The 19,468-nt window shown below is 60.5% G+C and carries 22 protein-coding genes; 13 read left to right on the top strand and 9 right to left on the bottom strand.

Annotation, left to right across the window (positions count from 1 at the left end; all coding sequences use genetic code 11):
- Positions 1-5 precede the first annotated feature (5 nt).
- From B059_RS0105825 to folK, 10 genes are all read left to right on the top strand, one after another.
- A complete protein-coding gene (locus tag B059_RS0105825) occupies positions 6-830 on the top strand; it encodes an ABC transporter permease (RefSeq protein ID WP_018077308.1) in 825 nt (274 codons plus the stop codon).
- Positions 831-842: 12 nt separating this feature from the next.
- Positions 843-1,766 (top strand): ABC transporter ATP-binding protein, encoded by a 924-nt coding sequence (locus B059_RS0105820; protein WP_018077307.1) that lies wholly within the window; start codon positions 843-845, stop codon positions 1,764-1,766.
- Positions 1,767-1,840: 74 nt separating this feature from the next.
- Positions 1,841-2,695 (top strand): amidohydrolase family protein, encoded by an 855-nt coding sequence (locus B059_RS0105815; protein WP_026177332.1) that lies wholly within the window; start codon positions 1,841-1,843, stop codon positions 2,693-2,695.
- 284 nt (positions 2,696-2,979) lie between these two features.
- Positions 2,980-3,735, top strand: a complete 756-nt coding sequence (locus tag B059_RS0105810) for a sulfite exporter TauE/SafE family protein (protein WP_018077305.1) — start codon at positions 2,980-2,982, stop codon at positions 3,733-3,735.
- 512 nt (positions 3,736-4,247) lie between these two features.
- Complete coding sequence (locus tag B059_RS18750; RefSeq protein ID WP_051068489.1) at positions 4,248-4,673, top strand: formate dehydrogenase subunit gamma; 426 nt, start codon at positions 4,248-4,250, stop codon at positions 4,671-4,673.
- Positions 4,670-6,232, top strand: a complete 1,563-nt coding sequence (locus B059_RS0105800; RefSeq protein WP_018077303.1) for a formate dehydrogenase beta subunit — start codon at positions 4,670-4,672, stop codon at positions 6,230-6,232. The genes B059_RS18750 and B059_RS0105800 overlap by 4 nt, the downstream gene beginning before the upstream one ends.
- Positions 6,229-9,093 (top strand): formate dehydrogenase subunit alpha, encoded by a 2,865-nt coding sequence (fdhF, locus tag B059_RS0105795; protein WP_038058219.1) that lies wholly within the window; start codon positions 6,229-6,231, stop codon positions 9,091-9,093. The genes B059_RS0105800 and fdhF overlap by 4 nt, the downstream gene beginning before the upstream one ends.
- Entirely contained in the window at positions 9,080-9,901 is an 822-nt protein-coding gene (gene fdhD, locus B059_RS0105790) for a formate dehydrogenase accessory sulfurtransferase FdhD (protein WP_018077301.1), read from the top strand. The genes fdhF and fdhD overlap by 14 nt, the downstream gene beginning before the upstream one ends.
- Before the next feature lie 17 nt (positions 9,902-9,918).
- Positions 9,919-10,158 carry a formate dehydrogenase subunit delta gene (locus tag B059_RS0105785; protein WP_026177331.1) on the top strand — a complete coding sequence of 80 codons (240 nt, stop codon included), beginning with the start codon at positions 9,919-9,921 and terminating at the stop codon, positions 10,156-10,158.
- Positions 10,155-10,718 carry a 2-amino-4-hydroxy-6-hydroxymethyldihydropteridine diphosphokinase gene (gene folK / locus B059_RS0105780; protein ID WP_018077299.1) on the top strand — a complete coding sequence of 188 codons (564 nt, stop codon included), beginning with the start codon at positions 10,155-10,157 and terminating at the stop codon, positions 10,716-10,718. The genes B059_RS0105785 and folK overlap by 4 nt, the downstream gene beginning before the upstream one ends.
- A gap of 546 nt (positions 10,719-11,264) precedes the next feature.
- Here folK and B059_RS21205 read toward each other — a convergent pair.
- The 4 genes from B059_RS21205 to B059_RS21740 form a co-directional block, all read right to left on the bottom strand.
- The gene (locus B059_RS21205; RefSeq protein WP_211206883.1) at positions 11,265-11,441 is read right to left on the bottom strand and encodes a DUF1428 family protein; all 177 of its coding nucleotides are present in this window, start codon (positions 11,439-11,441) and stop codon (positions 11,265-11,267) included.
- A 111-nt stretch (positions 11,442-11,552) separates the two neighbouring features.
- The gene (locus B059_RS0105770; RefSeq protein WP_026177330.1) at positions 11,553-12,005 is read right to left on the bottom strand and encodes a hemerythrin domain-containing protein; all 453 of its coding nucleotides are present in this window, start codon (positions 12,003-12,005) and stop codon (positions 11,553-11,555) included.
- A 358-nt stretch (positions 12,006-12,363) separates the two neighbouring features.
- Positions 12,364-12,936 (bottom strand): hypothetical protein, encoded by a 573-nt coding sequence (locus tag B059_RS0105765; protein ID WP_018077297.1) that lies wholly within the window; start codon positions 12,934-12,936, stop codon positions 12,364-12,366.
- Positions 12,937-13,282: 346 nt separating this feature from the next.
- Positions 13,283-14,005: a VOC family protein gene (locus B059_RS21740; RefSeq protein WP_336433336.1), complete on the bottom strand. Its 723-nt coding sequence runs from the start codon at positions 14,003-14,005 to the stop codon at positions 13,283-13,285.
- Between the two features lie 129 nt (positions 14,006-14,134).
- Between B059_RS21740 and B059_RS0105755 the strand changes: the two genes are divergently transcribed.
- The 3 genes from B059_RS0105755 to B059_RS0105745 are packed head-to-tail and all read left to right on the top strand — an operon-like array spanning position 14,135 to position 17,153.
- On the top strand, positions 14,135-14,851 hold the full coding sequence (locus B059_RS0105755; RefSeq protein WP_245538738.1) for a glycosyltransferase family 2 protein: 717 nt from the start codon (positions 14,135-14,137) through the stop codon (positions 14,849-14,851).
- Entirely contained in the window at positions 14,852-15,571 is a 720-nt protein-coding gene (locus tag B059_RS0105750; protein WP_018077294.1) for a TVP38/TMEM64 family protein, read from the top strand.
- The gene (locus tag B059_RS0105745) at positions 15,489-17,153 is read left to right on the top strand and encodes an ArnT family glycosyltransferase (RefSeq protein WP_473242990.1); all 1,665 of its coding nucleotides are present in this window, start codon (positions 15,489-15,491) and stop codon (positions 17,151-17,153) included. The genes B059_RS0105750 and B059_RS0105745 overlap by 83 nt, the downstream gene beginning before the upstream one ends.
- A 3-nt stretch (positions 17,154-17,156) precedes the next feature.
- Here the strand turns inward: B059_RS0105745 and hfq are convergent, their stop codons facing one another.
- The 5 genes from hfq to B059_RS0105720 are packed head-to-tail and all read right to left on the bottom strand — an operon-like array spanning position 17,157 to position 19,468.
- Positions 17,157-17,402, bottom strand: a complete 246-nt coding sequence (gene hfq / locus B059_RS0105740; RefSeq protein ID WP_018077292.1) for an RNA chaperone Hfq — start codon at positions 17,400-17,402, stop codon at positions 17,157-17,159.
- Between the two features lie 59 nt (positions 17,403-17,461).
- Positions 17,462-18,277 carry a peptidylprolyl isomerase gene (locus B059_RS0105735; RefSeq protein ID WP_018077291.1) on the bottom strand — a complete coding sequence of 272 codons (816 nt, stop codon included), beginning with the start codon at positions 18,275-18,277 and terminating at the stop codon, positions 17,462-17,464.
- Between the two features lie 11 nt (positions 18,278-18,288).
- Entirely contained in the window at positions 18,289-18,552 is a 264-nt protein-coding gene (locus tag B059_RS0105730; protein ID WP_018077290.1) for a BolA family protein, read from the bottom strand.
- Complete coding sequence (locus tag B059_RS0105725) at positions 18,549-18,851, bottom strand: YciI family protein (RefSeq protein ID WP_018077289.1); 303 nt, start codon at positions 18,849-18,851, stop codon at positions 18,549-18,551. The genes B059_RS0105730 and B059_RS0105725 overlap by 4 nt, the downstream gene beginning before the upstream one ends.
- The gene (locus B059_RS0105720; protein WP_018077288.1) at positions 18,851-19,468 is read right to left on the bottom strand and encodes a septation protein A; all 618 of its coding nucleotides are present in this window, start codon (positions 19,466-19,468) and stop codon (positions 18,851-18,853) included. Before B059_RS0105720 ends, B059_RS0105725 begins: the two co-directional genes overlap by 1 nt.

Raw genomic sequence — 19,468 nt, 5'->3', positions numbered from 1 at the left:
ACGACATGAATATCAAACGTTTTAGAAAAGAATTGTTTAGTCGCTCCAAGCTGCGAGCCATCATTGCCATTTTCGTGTTTCTGGCGCTATGGGAGTTGGGCTCGCGGTCCAATGAATGGTTTGGTTTCACCCCGCCGTGGATCGGCCATGTGCCGGCACCGACCGCCGTTCTTGTTGCGTGGTATGCATTGCTTGGCGACCCAGGGTACTGGCAAAGCTGGTATTTGAGCACGCTCCGCGTATTGGCGGGATTCTTTGCTGCCATGCTGATCGGAATCCCCCTGGGCTTGTTCATGGCGGTGAACAAAACGTTCAACGGCATCGTTTTTCCTGCCTTTGAGATTTTGCGTCCGATTCCGCCGCTGGCCTGGGTTCCGGCATCGATCATTTTCTGGCCAACCCAGGAATTGTCCATTGCATTCGTTACTTTTCTCGGAGCCTTTTACACCATCGTGATCAACGTGGTGGGCGGCGCGAAATCCATCGATGTCCGCTTCTTCCAATCTGCTCAGTCGATGGGGTCCTCGCAATGGGACGTCTTCCGGCGAGTCGTTCTCCCCGCAACGCTTCCATCGATCGTCGTTGGATCCGCTGTGGGCATGGGAATTACCTGGGAGGTGGTGGTCGCTGCGGAAATGATTTCGGGCGGCGGCGGCGGTGAAACTGGCTCCGGTGGGGGACTTGGCTTTTTTATCTGGAACTCCTATGTCGGCGGATCATACGAACAAATTGTTGTAGGCATGATCAGTATCGGCATTGCCGGATTTATCTGCAGTGAGCTTTTGCGGAAGCTCGGTAGTTTCTTCACCCCGTGGTTGAAAAAACGGTAAAGGATGAATCGTATGAACACTATTACTCAGAATCAATCCACTGCTACGCCGAATAGCGTGAATCCGAAGCAGGTTGGTGAAATAAAAGTTACCAATGTCGGCAAAACGTATGGTGCTGCGCAGTTTGCTAAAGAAGTACTCAAGGACTGCTCATTTACCATCGAACGCAACAAGCTTACGGTGATGATCGGCCCATCGGGCTGCGGTAAAAGCACCTTGATACGGCTTCTTGCCGGCTTTGAAAAGCCTTCATCCGGCACGATCGAAATCGACGGGAAGCGAATAACCGGCCCGGGACGTGACCGCCTGGTTGTGTTCCAGGAATCGGCATTGTTTCCGTGGATGTCCAGCTACGACAACATCATGTACGGTCCCAAGGCACGCAGCGAAAATACACAGCAAAACCGTGATCAGGCTGAATACCTGCTTGAAAAGGTGGGCTTGTCCGCTTTCCGGGAAAAATATCCGCCGCAACTCTCCGGCGGCATGCAGCGCCGGGCTGAACTGGCCCGCGCGATGATCAATAACCCCGATGTCATGATTCTCGATGAGCCGTTTCGTGGCCTGGATTGCATGTCCAAGGAATTGATGTGGGAATACTACTCAGGGCTCTATGAAGAGTCGCATAGAACGAACTTTTTCGTTACCACCGACATCGACGAGGCAATTTTCCTGGCTGATCGCCTGCTGATCATGTCGAATATTCCGGGTCAGGTCCGTGCGGCTATCGAAGTCGATTTGCCACGGCCGAGAAGACTGGCTTTTGTTTTTGACAATGACCGTGCGATTGCCGTGAAGATGGAGGCCTTGGCCATCCTTCACCAGGAAGCAATGAAATCGTTCAGTGGCGGAAGCAAGGCAGCGGCAGACTTTGTTGAAGCTTATTCAAAACGGTCAGGCGGTAACGGGTCTGCCGGTAGTAAGAAACCGGAATGACATCATTGTTTTACATGTGGTCATTTGTTTTTTTGAATGTTGGGTCGAATTTTTAAATATCCGGAGACGATAAAATGGAAAAAAAAGTAATTGATATGCGCAGCAGGCCTTCCTTTCTGCATGACTTTTATGGGGCAACGCCGGGAACAAATGAATATGAAGTGGTTAAATGGCTGAACCGGCGTGTGGGCTCAAAAGACGATGAGCATTTTACACGTTCGAAAAACGTCGAAGGATTCGTGGATGAAATCAGGGAAACCGGCATAACGGCAGCCGTGGTGGTGGGCCGTGACATTCCGGGGATCCGGCATACCAATGATGAGATCAGCGAATTAACCAAAGGCCACAAGGAACTTATCGGTATCGGTTCGGTGGACCCTCTCGCGCTGGGTGTCAAAGGCTCGATCGCCGAAGTGGAAAGAGCCGTCAAGAAACTCGGATTGAAGGGCATCAACCTGGAACCCGGGTTTGGCAGTGCGCCCATGAAGGCCGACAATCCTTTGCTATACCCGATCTACGACGCATGTGATCAATTGGGCGTTCCCGTTTGCCTCATGTCAGGGCCGACTTCTCCCAGCCTCGAACTTACCGACCCCGCACCCGTGGGCCGGATCGCAAAGGCATTCCCTGGCCTGTCTATCGTCTGCTATCACGGATTCTATCCTTATGTGAACGAAGTAATCGCAGTCGCTTTCCGCTATGAGAACGTTCACCTCGTGCCGGATATGTACATTTTCCTGCCGGGTGGAAGCCTTTATGTCGAAGCCGCAAACGGCTTCATGAAGGATCAACTCTTGTTCGGCAGTTCGTACCCCTTCCGTGCGATGGGGCAATCACTCGAAGACTACAGAAACCTCGGATTCAAGGATGACGTTATCGATCAGGTGTTGTACAAGAATGCCAAACGGGTTCTTAAACTCAAAAGCTGACACAGCAGGATGCCTCCCTGTAGTTATTGATTCAGACGACAATTTCTATTGATCAATTTTAATCTGGATGAAAATAACTATCAGGGATGCAAGACATCGGATCTTCCTCGGCTGATCGAGCTTTATAGACGGCCCGATTTCTACCCGAGGAAGAACAGCCAATAGTGTGGGCTGCTTGATTGTAAAAACCATGAAAAACCGGGATATCAATCAATCGCCATGCGTCTTCACCGCCATATGGAAGTTCCTGCCTCCGCTGCATTATTCCTGATGTCGCCATATCGATGACTATTGTCTGGTTGCTCGCCATTTCCCTGGTCGTTGGCATGCTTATCGGCGCTGTGGGGATAGGGGGGATTCTTCTGATCCCGGCGCTCAATATCCTTGGCGGATTGACAATCCAGGAGGCAATGGCCACGGCCTTGTTCACCTTTATTTTTACCGGTGTCATCGGTGCCTTTTCATTCCAGCGCCATGGGAGTATCAACTGGAGCATTACCGTGCCGCTGTGCATTGGGGCAGCAGTATTCGGATTCTTCGGCGCCTGGGCCAATTCAAAAATCGATGCGCAAGGGCTCTCCTTGATCCTGGCGTCAATTATTGTTTTCTCGGGAATTTATACTGTTTTAACCAATAAGCGGACGAGATCGGCCATTCTGCAGGACTGGCCCAGATTGCAGCAGGTACTGTTGTTTGGAATCGGCGCCGTTGTGGGTTTTGGCTCGGGCCTCACCGGGGTGGGGGGGCCGGCTTTGTCCGTCCCTATCATGATCCTGCTGGGGTTCCCTATCCTGAGCACGATAGGGGCAAGCCAAGTAATCCAGATCCTCGCGGCAATCTCGGGTACGGCAGGGAATCTGCAGTATGGGTCGATTAATTACAAGTTCATGGCTATATGCACGGTCTTTGAAGTCATTGGGGTCGTGTTTGGCGCGCGGATCGTACATGCCATAAACGCACAATCCTTGCGTGGCGGCGTAGGCTTATTGTGCATTCTTGTCGGCACCGGGCTCATGCTGCGGACATGGGGCGTTTTATAGCTTCCGCGCTTTTCGGCAATGCTTGCGAAGCTCGGCGCCGTGCTCGCGAATGTGTTGATGATGTCTGTGTCTCGCAGCGTTTGCCACACTTCACGCCGATGCGCACCTCATCCGCCAGCAAGCAGAAATCGCCCCCGCCCTGACCTGACCGATCAAGAGATGCAGGCTGGGAAAGCGTAATGGGGGCTCCGGCTTCGCCAGTCCTCCTCCGGCCAACGCTTGGAAAGAACGATATGTCACCCGCTGAATTACCCTGTAAAGCAAGTGGATATTGCGAGCCGTGATGGGGTGACAGTTTGTCCCGGTCCCTGTCCCTGTTTTCAGACCGTGCGAACATGACACTCTGTCACGATGCCGATACTTTCCGGATTGGAATCGTAGGGTTTGCGATTGGTTTAAGTGGTTGTTTATGGATAGGATTATCCCTGCCGCCAGCTTGATGAATTGATTGGTATGTAAGTTGCTTCATGTAGCGTCATCCCAATGGTTTACTTGATTGCTGCAGAGGATTTATGTCCAGTACAAATCAAGCCGACTTGTTACCTGCATTGCACCAGCTGCAGGAAAAACTCGGTTATATCCCCGACGATGCCATTGCCGATCTGGCAAGAACCCACAATATGTCGCGCGCTGAAGTGGTGGGTGTGATTGGCTTCTATCATGATTTCCATCGCACGCCGCCTGGTCGCCAGCGTCTCCGCATCTGCCGCGCGGAATCGTGCCAGGCCATGGGGGCGGATGCCTTGGCCATGCATGCCAGCGAACGCCTTGGCGTCGAGTTTGGCGCCACCACGGCCGATGGCGAGGTGACGCTGGAAGCGGTCTATTGTCTTGGCAACTGCGCCTGCTCACCGGCCGTGATGCTGGATGGCGAACTTCATGGGCGGGTCAGCACTGAGCGCCTCGACGCAATTCTTGCGGAAGGGCGGGGAACATGACGCAACGGATTTTTGTCCCGCGCGATGCCAGTGCCGTTTCGGTCGGTGCGGAACGCGTGGTGCGTGCGATCGAGCACGAGGCACAGAGCCGAGGACTGGCTGTGGAGATCGTGCGCAATGGCTCACGTGGATTGTATTGGCTGGAGCCGCTGATCGAGATCGAGACCGGCGGGCAGCGCGTCGCCTATGGGCCCGTCAGACCGGAGGATGTGGCCGGTTTGTTCGATGCCGGATGGCTGCAGGGCGGCACGCACGCCTTGTGCCATGGCCCCAGTGAAGACATCCCCTACCTGAAACGTCAAACCCGGCTTACCTTTGCCCGCATGGGAGTCACCGACCCCCTGTCGCTGGAGGACTATCGGTCTCATGGCGGACTCAAGGGGCTGGAACGTGCGCTCGCCATGAAGGCCGAAGACATCGTGGGCGCCGTTGATACGGGTGGCCTGCGCGGCCGCGGTGGCGCAGGCTTTCCCACCGGGATCAAGTGGCGCACGGTGATGAATGCGAGCGGTGACCAGAAGTACATCGTCTGCAATGCCGACGAAGGGGATTCCGGCACGTTCTCGGACCGCATGCTGATGGAGGGCGATCCCTATTGCCTGATCGAGGGCATGATCATCGCCGGTCTGGCGGTGGGTGCGGATACCGGCTACATCTACCTGCGTTCGGAATACCCGGAGGCCTGGGATGTGCTGGAAGAAGCCATCATCACCGCTACGCGCGAAGGGGTACTGGGCGACAATGTGCTCGGCTCGGGGCGGCGTTTCGAACTGAATCTTTTCAAGGGTGCAGGGGCCTACGTGTGCGGCGAGGAAACCTCGTTGCTGGAAAGTATCGAAGGCAAGCGCGGACTGGTGCGCGCCAAGCCGCCGTTGCCCGCGTTGCAGGGCCTGTTCGGCCAGCCTACGGTGGTCAACAATGTCATCACGCTGGCCAGCGTGCCCTGGATCCTGGCGCAGGGCGGCGAGGCCTACAAGGCTCACGGCAGCGGCCGTTCGCGCGGCACGCTGCCGTTCCAGCTTGCCGGCAACCTGAAGCATCCCGGCCTGGTCGAAGTCGCCTTCGGCATGACCCTGCGCGAACTGCTCTACGACTTCGGCGGCGGCTCCGCCAGCGGACGGCCGATCCGTGCCGTGCAGGTGGGCGGTCCGCTCGGCGCCTATCTGCCCGAATCGCGCTTCGATCTGCCGCTGGATTACGAGGCGTTTACTGCGGTTGGCGCCACGGTTGGCCATGGCGGCATCGTCGCCTTCGACGACAGCGTCGACATGGCCAAGATGGCCCGCTACGCCATGGAATTCTGCGCCATCGAATCCTGCGGCAAGTGCACGCCGTGCCGCATCGGTTCGGTACGCGGCGTGGAACTACTGGATGGCATGATGGCCGCGCGCCCGCAGCAATCCAATGATGACGCGCTGTTGCGCGATCTTTGCCAGACCATGCTGGATGGATCGCTGTGCGCCATGGGCGGCATGACGCCGTATCCGGTTCTGTCCGCACTCGATCATTACCCAGAAGATTTCGGCCTGGCGCCGAAGCGAAAGGAGGCCTCAGCATGAGCCTGCATTGCCACCACGACCGGGGCACACCGGCACGTACGTCCACCCAGCGCGTCACTTTGTCCATCGACGGAGTTCCCGTCACTGTTCCGGCTGGAACCTCGGTCATGCATGCCGCCGCCGAGGCGGGAATCGACATCCCCAAACTGTGTGCGACCGAACAGCTGGAGTCGTTCGGTTCCTGTCGCCTCTGCGTGGTCCAGGTGAAGGACCGGCGCGGCTATCCCGCTTCCTGCACCACGCTGGTGGAGGAGGGCATGGAAGTAACCACGGAGAACGATGCCCTGTTCCGCCTGCGGCGCGGCGTCATGGAACTGTATATTTCCGACCATCCGCTCGATTGCCTGACCTGTTCTGCCAACGGTAACTGCGAATTGCAGGACATGGCCGGCCGCGTCGGCCTGCGCGAGGTGCGTTACGCCGAAGGCGACAACCACCTGGCTGAGACGGCGGATACCTCGAATCCCTATTTCACCTACGATCCTGCCAAGTGCATCGTCTGCTCGCGCTGCGTGCGCGCCTGTTCCGATATACAGGGCACGTTCGCGCTGACCACCACCGAGCGCGGCTTCGAATCGCGCATTGCGGCGGCGGGCGGCGACGATTTCCTGTCTTCCGAATGCGTGTCCTGCGGTGCCTGCGTGGCGGCCTGCCCGACGGCGTCGTTGCTGGAGAAATCGGTGATCGAGCAGGGCCAGCCGCAGCGCAGCATCACCACCACCTGTGCCTATTGCGGCGTGGGTTGCTCGCTCAATGCCGAGATGCAGGGCGAGAAGGTGATCCGCATGGTGCCGGACCTCAATGGCGGCGCCAATCACGGCCACGCTTGCGTCAAGGGCCGTTTCGCCTGGGGCTATGCCACGCACGCCGACCGCATCACCACCCCGATGATCCGCAGTTCGATCCGCGATGCGTGGCGTGAGGTGAGCTGGGAAGAGGCCATTGCTTACACGGCGAGCGAATTCCGACGCCTGCAGGGGGAATACGGGGCCGAGTCGATCGGCTCGATCACCTCCTCGCGCTGTAGCAACGAGGAGACCTACCTGGTCCAGAAGCTGACCCGCGCAGCCTTCGGCGTCAACAACGTCGACACCTGCGCCCGCGTGTGTCATTCCCCCACCGGGTACGGCCTGAAGCAGACTATGGGAGAATCCGCCGGCACTCAGGATTTCGATTCGGTGATGCAGGCCGACGTGATCCTGGTGATCGGCGCCAACCCCACCGATGCCCATCCGGTGTTTGGCTCCCGGATGAAGCAGCGCCTGCGCCAGGGCGCCAAGATCATCATCGCCGACCCTCGCAGCATCGACCTGGTGGAGACCCCGCACGTCCGCGCCACCCATCACCTCCCGCTGCGGCCCGGCACCAACGTGGCTCTGGTCAATGCCCTGGCGCATGTCGTCGTCGCCGAAGGTCTGGTGGACGAGGCTTTCGTGGCGGCACGCTGCGAGCCGGAAGCTTTCGCCAAGTGGCGCACCTTCATCGCCGATCCCCGCCACAGTCCCGAAGCCACCGCGGAGATCACCGGCGTGCCGGCGGATGAGGTGCGCGCTGCTGCCAGGCTGTATGCCACCGGTGGCAATGCGAGCATCTACTATGGCCTGGGCGTCACCGAGCACAGCCAGGGTTCGACCATGGTCATGGGCATCGCCAATCTGGCCATGGCCACCGGCAACATCGGCCGGCCCGGTGTGGGCGTGAATCCTCTGCGGGGACAGAACAACGTGCAGGGTTCCTGCGACATGGGTTCCTTCCCGCATGAATTTCCTGGTTACCGCCACGTCGCCGACGACGCCACGCGCACGCTGTTCGAATCCATCTGGGGGGTGACGCTGTCCGCCGAGCCCGGCCTGCGCATTCCCAACATGTTCGATGCCGCCATCGCAGGCAGCTTCAAGGGCCTGTACGTGCAGGGTGAAGACATCGTCCAGTCCGATCCCAACACCCAGCACGTTATCGCCGCCATGGAGTCGCTCGAATGCCTGGTGGTGCAGGACCTGTTTCTGAACGAGACCGCCAAGTTCGCCCACGTCTTCCTGCCTGGCGCTTCCTTCCTGGAAAAGGACGGCACCTTCACCAACTCGGAGCGGCGCATTTCACGCATCCGCAAGGTGATGCGTCCGCTGGCGATTTATGCGGACTGGGAAGTGACCCAGATGCTGTCCAATGCCCTGGGCTATCCCATGCACTACACGCACCCGTCCGAGATCATGGACGAGATCGCCAGTCTCACGCCGACCTTCCAGGGCGTCAGTTACGCCAAGCTGGACGAACTGGGCAGCATCCAGTGGCCATGTGACAAGGCCCACCCGGCCGGCACGCCCACCATGCACGTAGAGGAGTTCGTACGCGGTAAGGGGCGCTTCATGCTCACCGAATACGTGGCCACGGACGAGCGCGCCAACCGCCGCTTCCCGCTGCTGCTGACAACCGGGCGCATCCTGACCCAGTACAACGTGGGCGCCCAGTCCCGGCGTACCGCCAATGTCATCTGGCATCCGGAGGACGTACTGGAAGTGCATCCGGTGGACGCGGAGGACCGCGGCATCCGCGACGGCGACTCGGTCGGCGTGCAAAGCCGCGCTGGCGAAATCATGCTGCGCGCCAAGATCAGTGAGCGCATGCAGCCCGGCGTGGTCTACACCACCTTCCACTGGCCCGGTTCGGGGGCCAACGTGGTGACCACCGAAAATTCGGACTGGGCCACCAACTGCCCCGAGTACAAAGTGACCGCCGTGCAGGTTTTCCGTGTGGAGCAGCCCTCCGCCTGGCAACAGCAGTTCGCCCGTTTCGACGCGGAGCAAATGGCCTTGCTGGAGGAGGCTGAATCGAAATCGAAGAGGGATCATGCGCCTGTGTGATCTGCCCGAGTTGGCCTTGATCCTTCCGCCCGCCCTGATGGAAGCGGCCGCCCACAGTGGCGGTGGCGCACACGTGGACACCGTGCCGGAGGAGGTGCCGGTGGCGTTGTCGTACAACGGCATTTCCCATGCGGTGATGCTGGCCAGCCCGACCGACCTGGAAGACTTCGGCCTCGGCTTCAGCCTGAGCGAGGGGATTCTGGCGGACCCCTCCGAACTGTACGACCTGGAACTGGAAGTGGGCGAACGCGGCGTCGTCGTGCAGATGCGCATCTCTGAAGCGCGCCTGGCCGGCCTCAAGCAGCGTCGACGGGCGCTGGCCGGACGCACCGGCTGCGGGCTGTGCGGTGTGGAAAGCCTGGAGCAGGTGGCGCGCGTGCTGGTGCCGTTGCCGGCGGGGCCGGCTATTGCGGCTGCATCACTGCAAAAAGCACTGACCCATCTGCAGCAAAACCAGCCGCTGCATGCCAGCACCGGTGGCGTACACGCTGCCGCCTGGGCCGATCCGGACGGCAATCTGCTGGCGGTGCGCGAGGACGTCGGCCGTCACAACGCGCTGGACAAACTGATAGGCGCGCTGGCGCGCGAGCGACGCGATATGCGTGCCGGCTTCGCCCTGATCACCAGCCGTGCCAGCTTCGAAATGGTGCAGAAGGCGGCCAGCGTCGGCATCCCGATGCTGGCGGCGGTGTCCGCGCCGACCGGTTACGCCATCCGCCTGGCGCGCGAATGCGGGCTGACCCTGGCCGGCTTCGTGCGCGACCGGCGCTATACGCTCTACGCGCATCCCGAACGTATCATCGAATAAACAAGGAACGAATGTTCATGAATGTCGAACACCTGATCCAGATGGCCAACCAGATCGGCGCCTATTTCGCAGCCGAACCCGATCGTGCCGCCGCACGCGATGGCGTGGCCGATCATCTGGCGCGCTTCTGGGAGAAACGCATGCGGCAAAGCCTCTACGCCAGTTTCGACCAGGGCACCGCGACCACGCTCGCTCCCCTGGTCAGCGAGGCGCTGGTCGAGCATCGCGAACGCATCCTGGGTAAAAAAGCAGCATGAGCCTCGCTTTCGTCGCCCTGGGCGGCAATCTCGACCATCCCGCCGCCCGTCTGTTGAAGGTCATGGGCGAACTGGACAACCTGCAGCAGACCCGTCTGCTGCGTGCCTCTTCGCTGTATCGCACCGCTCCGGTGGGCTACGCCGGGCAGCCCGATTTCGTCAACGCCGTGGCCCTGATCGACACGGCACTGCCGCCGCACGCGCTGATGGCGGAACTGCTCGCCTGCGAAGCACACCATGGCCGTGTGCGCGACCAGCGCAATGGCCCGCGCACACTGGATCTCGACCTGCTGCTCTACCAGGATCAGGTACTCGAAGACAGTTTCGTCACGCTGCCGCATCCACGCATGCACGTGCGTCCGTTCGTGCTGGTGCCGCTACTGGAAATCGCGCCGGACTGCGTCATTCCCGGGCGCGGAGAGGCCCGCGCGCTGCTCGCCACCTGTCTGGATCGGGACGATGCGAGGCGCATCCAGCGCACCGCTTTCGATTGGGGTTTGCACACCCTGCGCCGGATGGGGAAAGGCCTGGTTGTGCCGGAGAATGCCTTCTCCCTGTAGCGGTCCGAAGCAGGGCAGGTGCCTGCTGTCTTGAATGCGCGCAGCGAGCCCTACCTCCTCCAGCTATTCATTCGGCCGTCGGCACCGCGTCCATGCGGGCCAGGATGGCAAGCACAGACCCTATCGGCATTCATCGCCGCGCAACACCCGCTCCTAAACATGATGGCGACAATCTGCCGGCACACCGGCAAAACAATGCATACCAGCAAGTGACCATCATGCGCGCTGCAACATCATTCAGCTCGTAGACCCGGTACAGAGCGCCGCGTCCCGCGTCGGGTTTCCAGCGCGCTACCGAGCCGGCGATCAAGCTTACCCGGATGGCGGGCGATGGGGCGGCCCGGGCGAGCAGCGGCGCGCGTTCGCGTGCGTTGCGGGTGAGGGTTACAGAATCGCTTCTTCCACCTGGCCGTTGAAACACAGACAGGTCGTCAGGGTATGCATGGTTGGTCTCCACAATTGCGGGGACGCCTCAGAGGCTGACCAGGGTCTTGAATCCGCCCCAGAACATGCGCTTGCCGTCGCAAGGCATGTTCTTGCCACCCATCATCGTGGCCAGGCGCGAATCGGCCTGACCTTTGCGTTGATGCGATCGCGGTCCTTGCGGGATTTGTACACGATCCAGGCCAATACCACGGTCTCGCCCACCTTGAGCTTCACGCTCTGCGGAAACGATGTGTGCTTGTCGGTACTGACGTCATAGGCGAGGCATTCTTGGATCACGCACAAAACCACGAAGGCCTTCAGGCCCCCAGTCGTAGGCAAACTGAATCACTGCCATGCAAGCGCTATTTTTGCGTTCTTATTTGATTCGGATCGACAGACGGGCAAGAATCATTCGTCGTCGACGGTCCCGGTGGCATTTCGGCGGAAGACCACGGGCACGCCACCGGCTGCCCGCTTTACCATCCATTGCGCCAGTGCGCTATCCAGATAATCGGCGTGTCCGGGAAACCAGCGCTGCAACTCAGCCGCCAGACGGCGACCGATCTCGACGTCGCCTTGTGCAACCATAGCCTGAACTTCTTCGACCGAGTGCAGTACCGCATTGTGTTCGTCGATATGACATTGTGCCGCCGGAAAGTCAGTGCTGTTCATCCACAGCGCCTCTTCGTCGAAATGACGCTTTGCATGATCGGCGAACGCGTCGAGGGCACTCGCGAAGTCAGCGTCCGAAGCATTCAGCATGGCGTTGACCGTCTCGACGAACTCGTGGTGCGTTTCGTCCATCTTGCGATAACCAAGCGCGAAAGCGTCACTCCATACAAACGGGACGTGAGACGACATTGCGGCTACCCTCGAGATCAGTGAGTGGGAGTCATAATATACTCGCACGAAGCGACGCGCGTCCACATTGTGCGCGGTCTATATTGCGTTCGTTATCGGAAACGAAAAACGGGGTCAGTTCAGACACCATTACCTCCCACGAAATCGATTCGCAGGACCTGAAGGTGGCCTCAGCAGCGGCGAGGCGATGATCATGATCGACGCGCTCGCCCCAGCCTATGCGGCGGACCACATTCTGGGCGCTGTATCCCTCCCCCATCGCACGATTGACGCGGCCACGCCGCCGGCTTCGACAGGTCGAGCCTCATCGTGACCTGGACGCGGCCACGCGGGCGATGCGCCGGCCGCATGCCGGCGGTCAGTCGTCATCCTTGTCCTGTTTCGCGAATGACTTCGTGCGCTCGAAGGTGGAACTGTCGTTGAGGAAACCCACGTTCTCGGCGACGTGGCAGGCCATGCACACCTCGCGGACGGTCTGGAATTCGTCGCGCATCCGCTCGGGTGACTTCGATACCAGCGCATCGCGCATGGATTGCCAGATGCCGCTTTCGAGGAACATGCCTTCGATGTTCTGGGTCCGGGCGGGGCGCTTCATGGCGGCGGTGTTCATGCGGTCGCGCAGCTTGTCCCAGTGGTAGACGCCCATTTCCCAGTTGTTTTTCTGGATCGCCGTATACAACTCCTCGTAGCGGTGGGTGAGCTCCCACATCGGAATGTCGGTCCCGCCCATGGCGACCTGCAGGCGACGGAAACGCTCGGTGTCATCGTTGGCGTCGAGCAGCCAGTTGTTCGAGGGCGGCTTGGTTTGCTTGGCCAGTTCCTTGTCGGCCTTGGGGAATTGAGCCTTGTTGCCGGTCGGCTTCACCACGCCCGCGGCGAATGCGACTGATGCGACACAAAAAATGGCTGCTCCGATGATGCCTGGTTTCATGGTTGCCTCCTGGCTTGAACCCTGCCGTTGTCGAAAAACCCACGCTACGGCCGCGATTGAATTTGGGCCATGATTCAGGTTATGGCACGGTTGGCCGTTTGCAACGTTTGAAAGTAATAAGGGGCAGTTCAGTCCGACCCCATTTCTGTGTCCTTTGGGCAAAAGCAGCCAGACTCCATTCCCCGTCGCGTTGCCCGCGCGGTCGACGACCAGAAGCAGATAAGCCATGATTTCTTCTGGGTGGAATGCGGTACGGGTGCGTGTCCGGTTTGCAGCAAGCGGCTGCCCGACCGGCCATTCGGCGGTGTGATGCCGGCTGGGGGCAACGATGCAGGTGCCCCGGCGATCAGCCGCGGAGCGTTGTCGCCGCGACCTGAATTTCCTGCGGGCTGAGGTCGCGGGGATGGGTGGCGATCGACCACGGGTGACCGAAGGGATCTTCGATCTTGCTGTAGCGGTTGCCCCAGAACATGTCAGCGACCGGCATCGTCACTTTGGCGTCTGCGGCGACGGCTCGTTCGACCGTTGCGTCGACATCCGTCACGTACAGGTGGATCGTCACAGGCGAGCCCTTGAGCGACTGCGGACCCAGCGAGCCGCAGCCGGGGAATTCGTCGACCAGCATGAGGTTGGAGTCACCGATACGAATCATCGCGTGCATGAGTTTGCCCTCCGGGCCGGGCAGCCGTTCCAGTTCGACGGTGCCAAAAGCCTTGCAGTAGAACGCGATGGCCGCGGCGACCTCCCGGCACACCAGGTGAGGCGTAATCGTGTGCATGCCGTTCGGGATGGGACTTGCCGGGCTTGGGCTCATGTTCATTTCCCCTGTCAGCTTGAGTGCGGCGCCATGCTGGAAGCGTGTTTCCGGGTGCGCCGTCCGAACGAACGGCGTTAGTGCCGCGTCCATGTACGGAAACGCCCGATCGCTTTCTTTACTCGTTTCGCTTCTGATTCGGCGGTGGCCTTCACAATAATCATGAATCGCATGGGGTTTCTCCTCGGGGTGGACGGACGGCAGCGGGTTTCCGTCCTTATGCTTACGAGGAACCAGACGAGGGGAAATCGACACGTCATACCTGCCGCAGAAAATCAATTAGAATGGCGGCCATCGAACTTTCAGGCCCGAAGCCTTTTCGCCGCCGAACTCTGGATCCACAATATAGCAATGCCAAAATATGCCTACCACGGCAGGCTTTCCGTGGTTGTTCCCGTCAAGAATGAACAGGACAACGTCGAGCCGCTGGTACGCGAAATCGCGGCTGCGCTGTCCGGCAACACCACATTCGAAATCATCTACGTCGACGACGGCAGCACCGACGCCACCCAGGCCCGGCTGCAGACCCTGAAAAGCGGGTTCCCGATGCTGCGGGTGATCCGCCATCGCACCTCGTGCGGGCAGAGCCGGGCGGTGACGACCGGCGTGACTGCGGCGCGCCATGAGTGGATCGCCACGCTCGACGGCGACGGCCAGAACGATCCGGCCGATATCCCGGCGCTGCTGGCCGAACTGGCCAACCCAGCGCAGCCCGCCAACCTGGAACTGCTGGCGGGCTGGCGCGCCAGGCGCAACGACACCTTCCTGCGCCGGCTGTCGTCGAAAATCGCCAATGGCGTGCGTTCGCGCATGCTGAAGGACAATACGCCGGATACCGGCTGCGGCCTCAAGATGTTTGCCCGCGAGACCTTTCTGCAGCTGCCCAATTTCGACCACATGCACCGCTTTCTGCCGGCGCTGGTGATGCGCAACGGCGGTGCGGTGGTATCGGTTCCGGTCCATCATCGTGCGCGTGAGCGCGGCACTTCGAAATATGGCGTGCACAACAGGCTGTGGGTCGGCATCGTCGACCTGTTCGGGGTCGCCTGGCTGCAGCGGAGGGTGCGCCTGCCGGTGATCGAAGTCGATTCCGATCGCTAGATGAAGGCGCGCATTATCGTCAAAGGCTTGGCGCTGATCCTGAGCCTGGCGCTGCTGGGCTATCTGTTCAAGACCAGCGACCTGGGCAACAGCGTCAACGAGGCCTGGATCGACGCGCGGGTGCGCGGACACGGCGTCAACGGCGCCTTGCTGTTTCTGCTGATGGGCGGCGTGTTCACCGCCATCGGCCTGCCGCGGCAGATCATTGCTTTTCTCGGCGGCTACGCCTTCAGCGTGGGGCTGGGCACGCTACTGGGCATGCTGGCTGCGCTCCTGGGCTGCATGTTGAACTTTGTTTACGCGCGTTTCTTCGGCAAGGGCCTGCTGCGTACGCGGATGGGCGCGCGCGCCGGCCGCTTCGATCGCTTCATCCACGAGCATCCGTTTTCCATGACGGTATTGATCAGATTGCTGCCGGTAGGCAGTAATCTGCTGACCAATCTGGCGGCCGGTATTTCCAGTATCCGCCCCACGCATTTTTTCCTCGGCACGCTGCTTGGCTATCTGCCGCAGACACTGGTGTTCGCGCTGGTCGGCAGCGGTGTTCACATCGCGCCCGTCCTGAAGATTGCGCTCGCCATCGGCCTGTTCCTGGTGTCGGGGGCGCTGGGAGCCTATCTTTATCGCCATTTCCGGCATGGCCAGAGCCTCGACGATCGGATCGATGCCGCGCTGGACGAAACTGACACAGGCGTTGCTCGTGAATCCCTATCAAAATAACGGGCGTGGCCTGTTGCTGCTGAGCCTGCTGCTGCTGGCGGCATTGGCCGCGGTGGCACTGCTGGCGCGACCGCTGATCCCGATCGACGAAACGCGCTACGTCAGCGCGGCGTGGGAAATGTGGCAGCGCGGCAACTTTCTGGTGCCGTTCAAGAATGGCGAGCCCTATAGCCACAAGCCGCCTTTCATGTTCTGGATGTTCCATGCGGGCTGGGCGCTGTTCGGCGTCACCGACTGGTGGCCGCGGCTGGTGCTGCCGCTGTTTTCTGCCGGCGCGCTGCTGCTGACTTATCCGCTCGCCCGACGCCTGTGGCCGCAGCGCCCGGGTCTCGGCGGGCAGGCCGCACTGATTCTGGCGAGCGCGCTGTTGTGGATCATCTTTTCTACCTCGGTCATGTTCGACGTGATACTGGCGTTCTGGGTGCTGCTGGGGATGCACGGCGTACTCGCCGCCGCCGATGGCAAGCGGCGCGGCTTCGTCATGCTGGGGATCGCGATCGGNATGGGTGTGCTGACCAAGGGCCCGGTCATCCTGCTGAATCTGCTGCCGGTCACCGTGCTGGCGCCGTGGTGGAATCCGGGCATGAAGTGGCGCCGCTGGTTCGGCGGGATCGTGCTGGCGGTGTTGCTGGGTGCGACCATTGCGCTGGCGTGGGCGATCCCGGCCGGCATGGCCGGGGGCGAAGCCTATCGCAACGCGATTTTCTGGGGCCAGACCGCCGATCGCATGGTCGAATCCTTCGCCCATCGGCGGCCGTTCTGGTGGTATGTGCCGCTGCTGCCGCTGCTGCTGTTTCCCTGGTTTGTCTGGCCGGCATGGTGGAAGGCGCTGATCCATCACCGTCGCGAGGGCCTGGATCGCGGTTCACGCTTTTGTCTGGCGTGGATGCTGCCGGTGTTCGTGGCATTCTGCTTCATCAGCGGCAAGCAGCCGCATTACCTGGTTCCCCTGTTTCCCGCTTTTGCGCTTCTGACCGCACGTCTGCTGGCCGGGCGCAGGGACGCGCGCACCGGCCTGCCTGCCCTGCTGGCGGCGGCGCTGGGTGGGACGCTGATGCTGGCCGCTAGCGGGCATATTGCGGCGCTGCATGGCAGGTTTGCAGCTTTGCCGCTAGCCTGGCCGGGTGCGGTATTGATTGCGCTGGCCTTCGTGGTGTGGATGGCGGGCCGGCGTGGTGTGGCGCCGGTACCGAATCTGGCGCTGCTCGGCGCGGCCGTGCTGGCATTGGTGCAACTGGCAGCCAAACCATCGATCGATCCCCTGTACAACATCAAAGCGATGGCGCAGACGATCAAACAGGTGCAGGACGAAGGACGGCCGGTGGTGAATGCCGCGAGGTACCACGCGCAATATCAGTTTCTGGGCCGTCTGGAATCACCACTGCTCGAATTGCACGGTGCCGAGTTGAAGCGCTGGCTGGCCGAGCATCCCGAAGGCTACGCGGTGATCTATCTGAAAGGCGGACAGAAGAAGCTGGACGCGATCCCGGCGCGCCATAAGCAGGCGTACCGTGGGGGAGCCGCCGTTCTGGTGGATGCGCGTACGGCGTCCGGGTTGCTGCCTGTTCACATTGAAAACTGAGGTTCAGGCCTCGGCGTCGCGCTGCGGCAGCACCACTTCGCGCGAGGGCGAAATGGTCGAGATGGCATGCTTGAAGATCATCTGCGCGGCCTGATCCTGGCCTTTCAGCAGCACCACGAACTGATCGAACGATTCGATCCGCCCCATCAGCTTGATCCCATTGACAAGAAAGACCGACACCGGAATGCGCTCCTTGCGCAGAGTGTTGAGAAAAACGTCTTGCAGGTGGTTGTATTCTTTGCTGGCCATGTTTGGCTCCCTGTCAGGTAAAGGCGGGGCAGGCCCCCGCTTGAGTCATTATTAGCGGATTACTCGATTTTTGCACTGGCACGAACTGCCGTGACGGCGTCGCGGATGCGCTGCTGCTGCAACTGCTTGACGATTTCTCCACGTACGGCATCCAGCGGCTGCAGCTGCGGTTGACGCGTGTCGTCGAGGCGGATGACGTGGTAGCCGAACTGCGTCTTCACCGGCGTCTTTGTGGTTTCACCCTTTTTCAGACCGGCCAGGGCGTCGGAGAATTCCGGTACGAACGCACGCCGGTCGGACCAGTCGAGGGCGCCGCCGTTCTTGGCTGAACCGGTATCTTTCGATTGCTTTTTGGCGAGATCCTCGAATTTGGCCTTCTTGCCGAGATCGGCAATGATCTTTTTCGCTTCGGCTTCGGTTTTCACCAGGATGTGGCGCGCGCGGTATTCCGGCTCGACGGGCTCGGCCTTGGCCTTGTCGTAGGCGGCCTGGATTTCGGCGTCGCTCACCGGATGGGTTTTGACGTAATCATCCAGATAGGCTTTGGCCAGCTGATCCTTGCGGCGGATATCCAGTATCGCGGCGAGCTGCGGCTCCTTGTCGAGTCCCTTGTCCGTGGCGGCACGCGACAGCAGTTCCAGGGTGATCAGCGATTCGCGCACGCGCGCATCGAGCTGCGGGGTATCGGGCTGGCCCTGGGCCATTTCGCGCTTGACCAGATCGCCGTACAAGGCGGGGATTTCCTTGCCGTTGACCACGGCCAGCGGCTTGTCGGAGGCTGCAGCTGGAGCGGGTGTCGCGGGGGCCGGAGTTTGCGCCTGCGCCAGCGGGGTGAGGGCCAGCAGGATCAGGGCGGGGAGAAGGGCAAGACGCATGCGGATTCCTTTCAGAGTTCTTCCGGAGTTAAGGCAGTGATCGACAGCGCGTGAATCTCGCGCTGCATGAGCTCGCCCATGGCTTCATACACCAGCCGGTGGCGAGCGAGGGTGGAGAGGTTACGGAATCTGGATGACACCAGCGTGAGACGGAAATGTCCGCCACCGGAGGCGGCGCCGGCGTGCCCCTTGTGCTGGTCGCTTTCGTCTTCCAGGGTGTAGGTTTCGGGTTCCAGCGCGACGAGGCGCTGGCGGATCATATCGGCTGTACTCATGCAGGCAAGGTTTTTCTGAACGGTTTGACACTGACCGCGGCGTAGATGCCAGCGGCCACATAAGGGTCGGCATCCGCCCACACCTGCGCGTCGGCCAGCGAGTCGAATTCGGCGACGATCAGGCTGCCGGTAAAGCCGGCTGCACCAGGGTCATTGCTGTCGATGGCGGGAAAGGGCCCGGCCAGCAGCAGACGTCCCGCCTGCTGCAAGGCATGCAGGCGCTCAAGGTGCGCGGGGCGGGAGGCCAGCCGCTTGGCGAGACTGTCGGGTGCGTCCTGGCCAACGATGGCATAGAACATTATTGCTTTTCTTCCTTATCCATATATTTGGTCAGCATCATGCTTTGGCCGATCACAAACACCAGCATCAGCCCCAGGCTGCCGAACAGCTTGAAGTTGACCCAGGCATCGGTCGAGAAGTTGAAGGCGACAAACAGGTTTGCAACCCCCATGAAGGCGAAAAATCCGCCCCAACTCGCGTTTAACCGACTCCAGGCAGGGTCAGGAAGTTCCATCTGCGCGTTCATTAAACTTTTGATGACGTTGCGGCCCAAAGCGGCAGCGCCAAAAATGACGGCGGCGAAAATCCAGTACAGCACGGTCGGCTTCCATTTGATGAAGCTCTCGTCGTGCAGCCATAGGGTGGCGCCACCGAACAGCACGATGATGCCGAGGCTGACCCACATCATGGTTTCCACCTTGTGGCCGCGCAGTTTGACCCAGCCGATTTGTCCGAAGCTGGCGACGATGGCCACCAGCGTGGCGAGATAGATACCGGGTTTTTCGCTGGCGCCCAGCGGCTGCGGCAGGCCGAGGCTTGCCAGGAAGGTGCGCGTGGCTTCGGCATTGGCATCGCCTATTTTGTAGGCGATGAAGAAGACGATGATGGGGAAGAGGTCAAACAGCAATTTCTTCAT

Source organism: Thiobacillus denitrificans DSM 12475, from assembly GCF_000376425.1.
Taxonomy (GTDB): domain Bacteria; phylum Pseudomonadota; class Gammaproteobacteria; order Burkholderiales; family Thiobacillaceae; genus Thiobacillus; species Thiobacillus denitrificans.
This window is presented reverse-complemented; position numbering and strand designations above follow the sequence as displayed.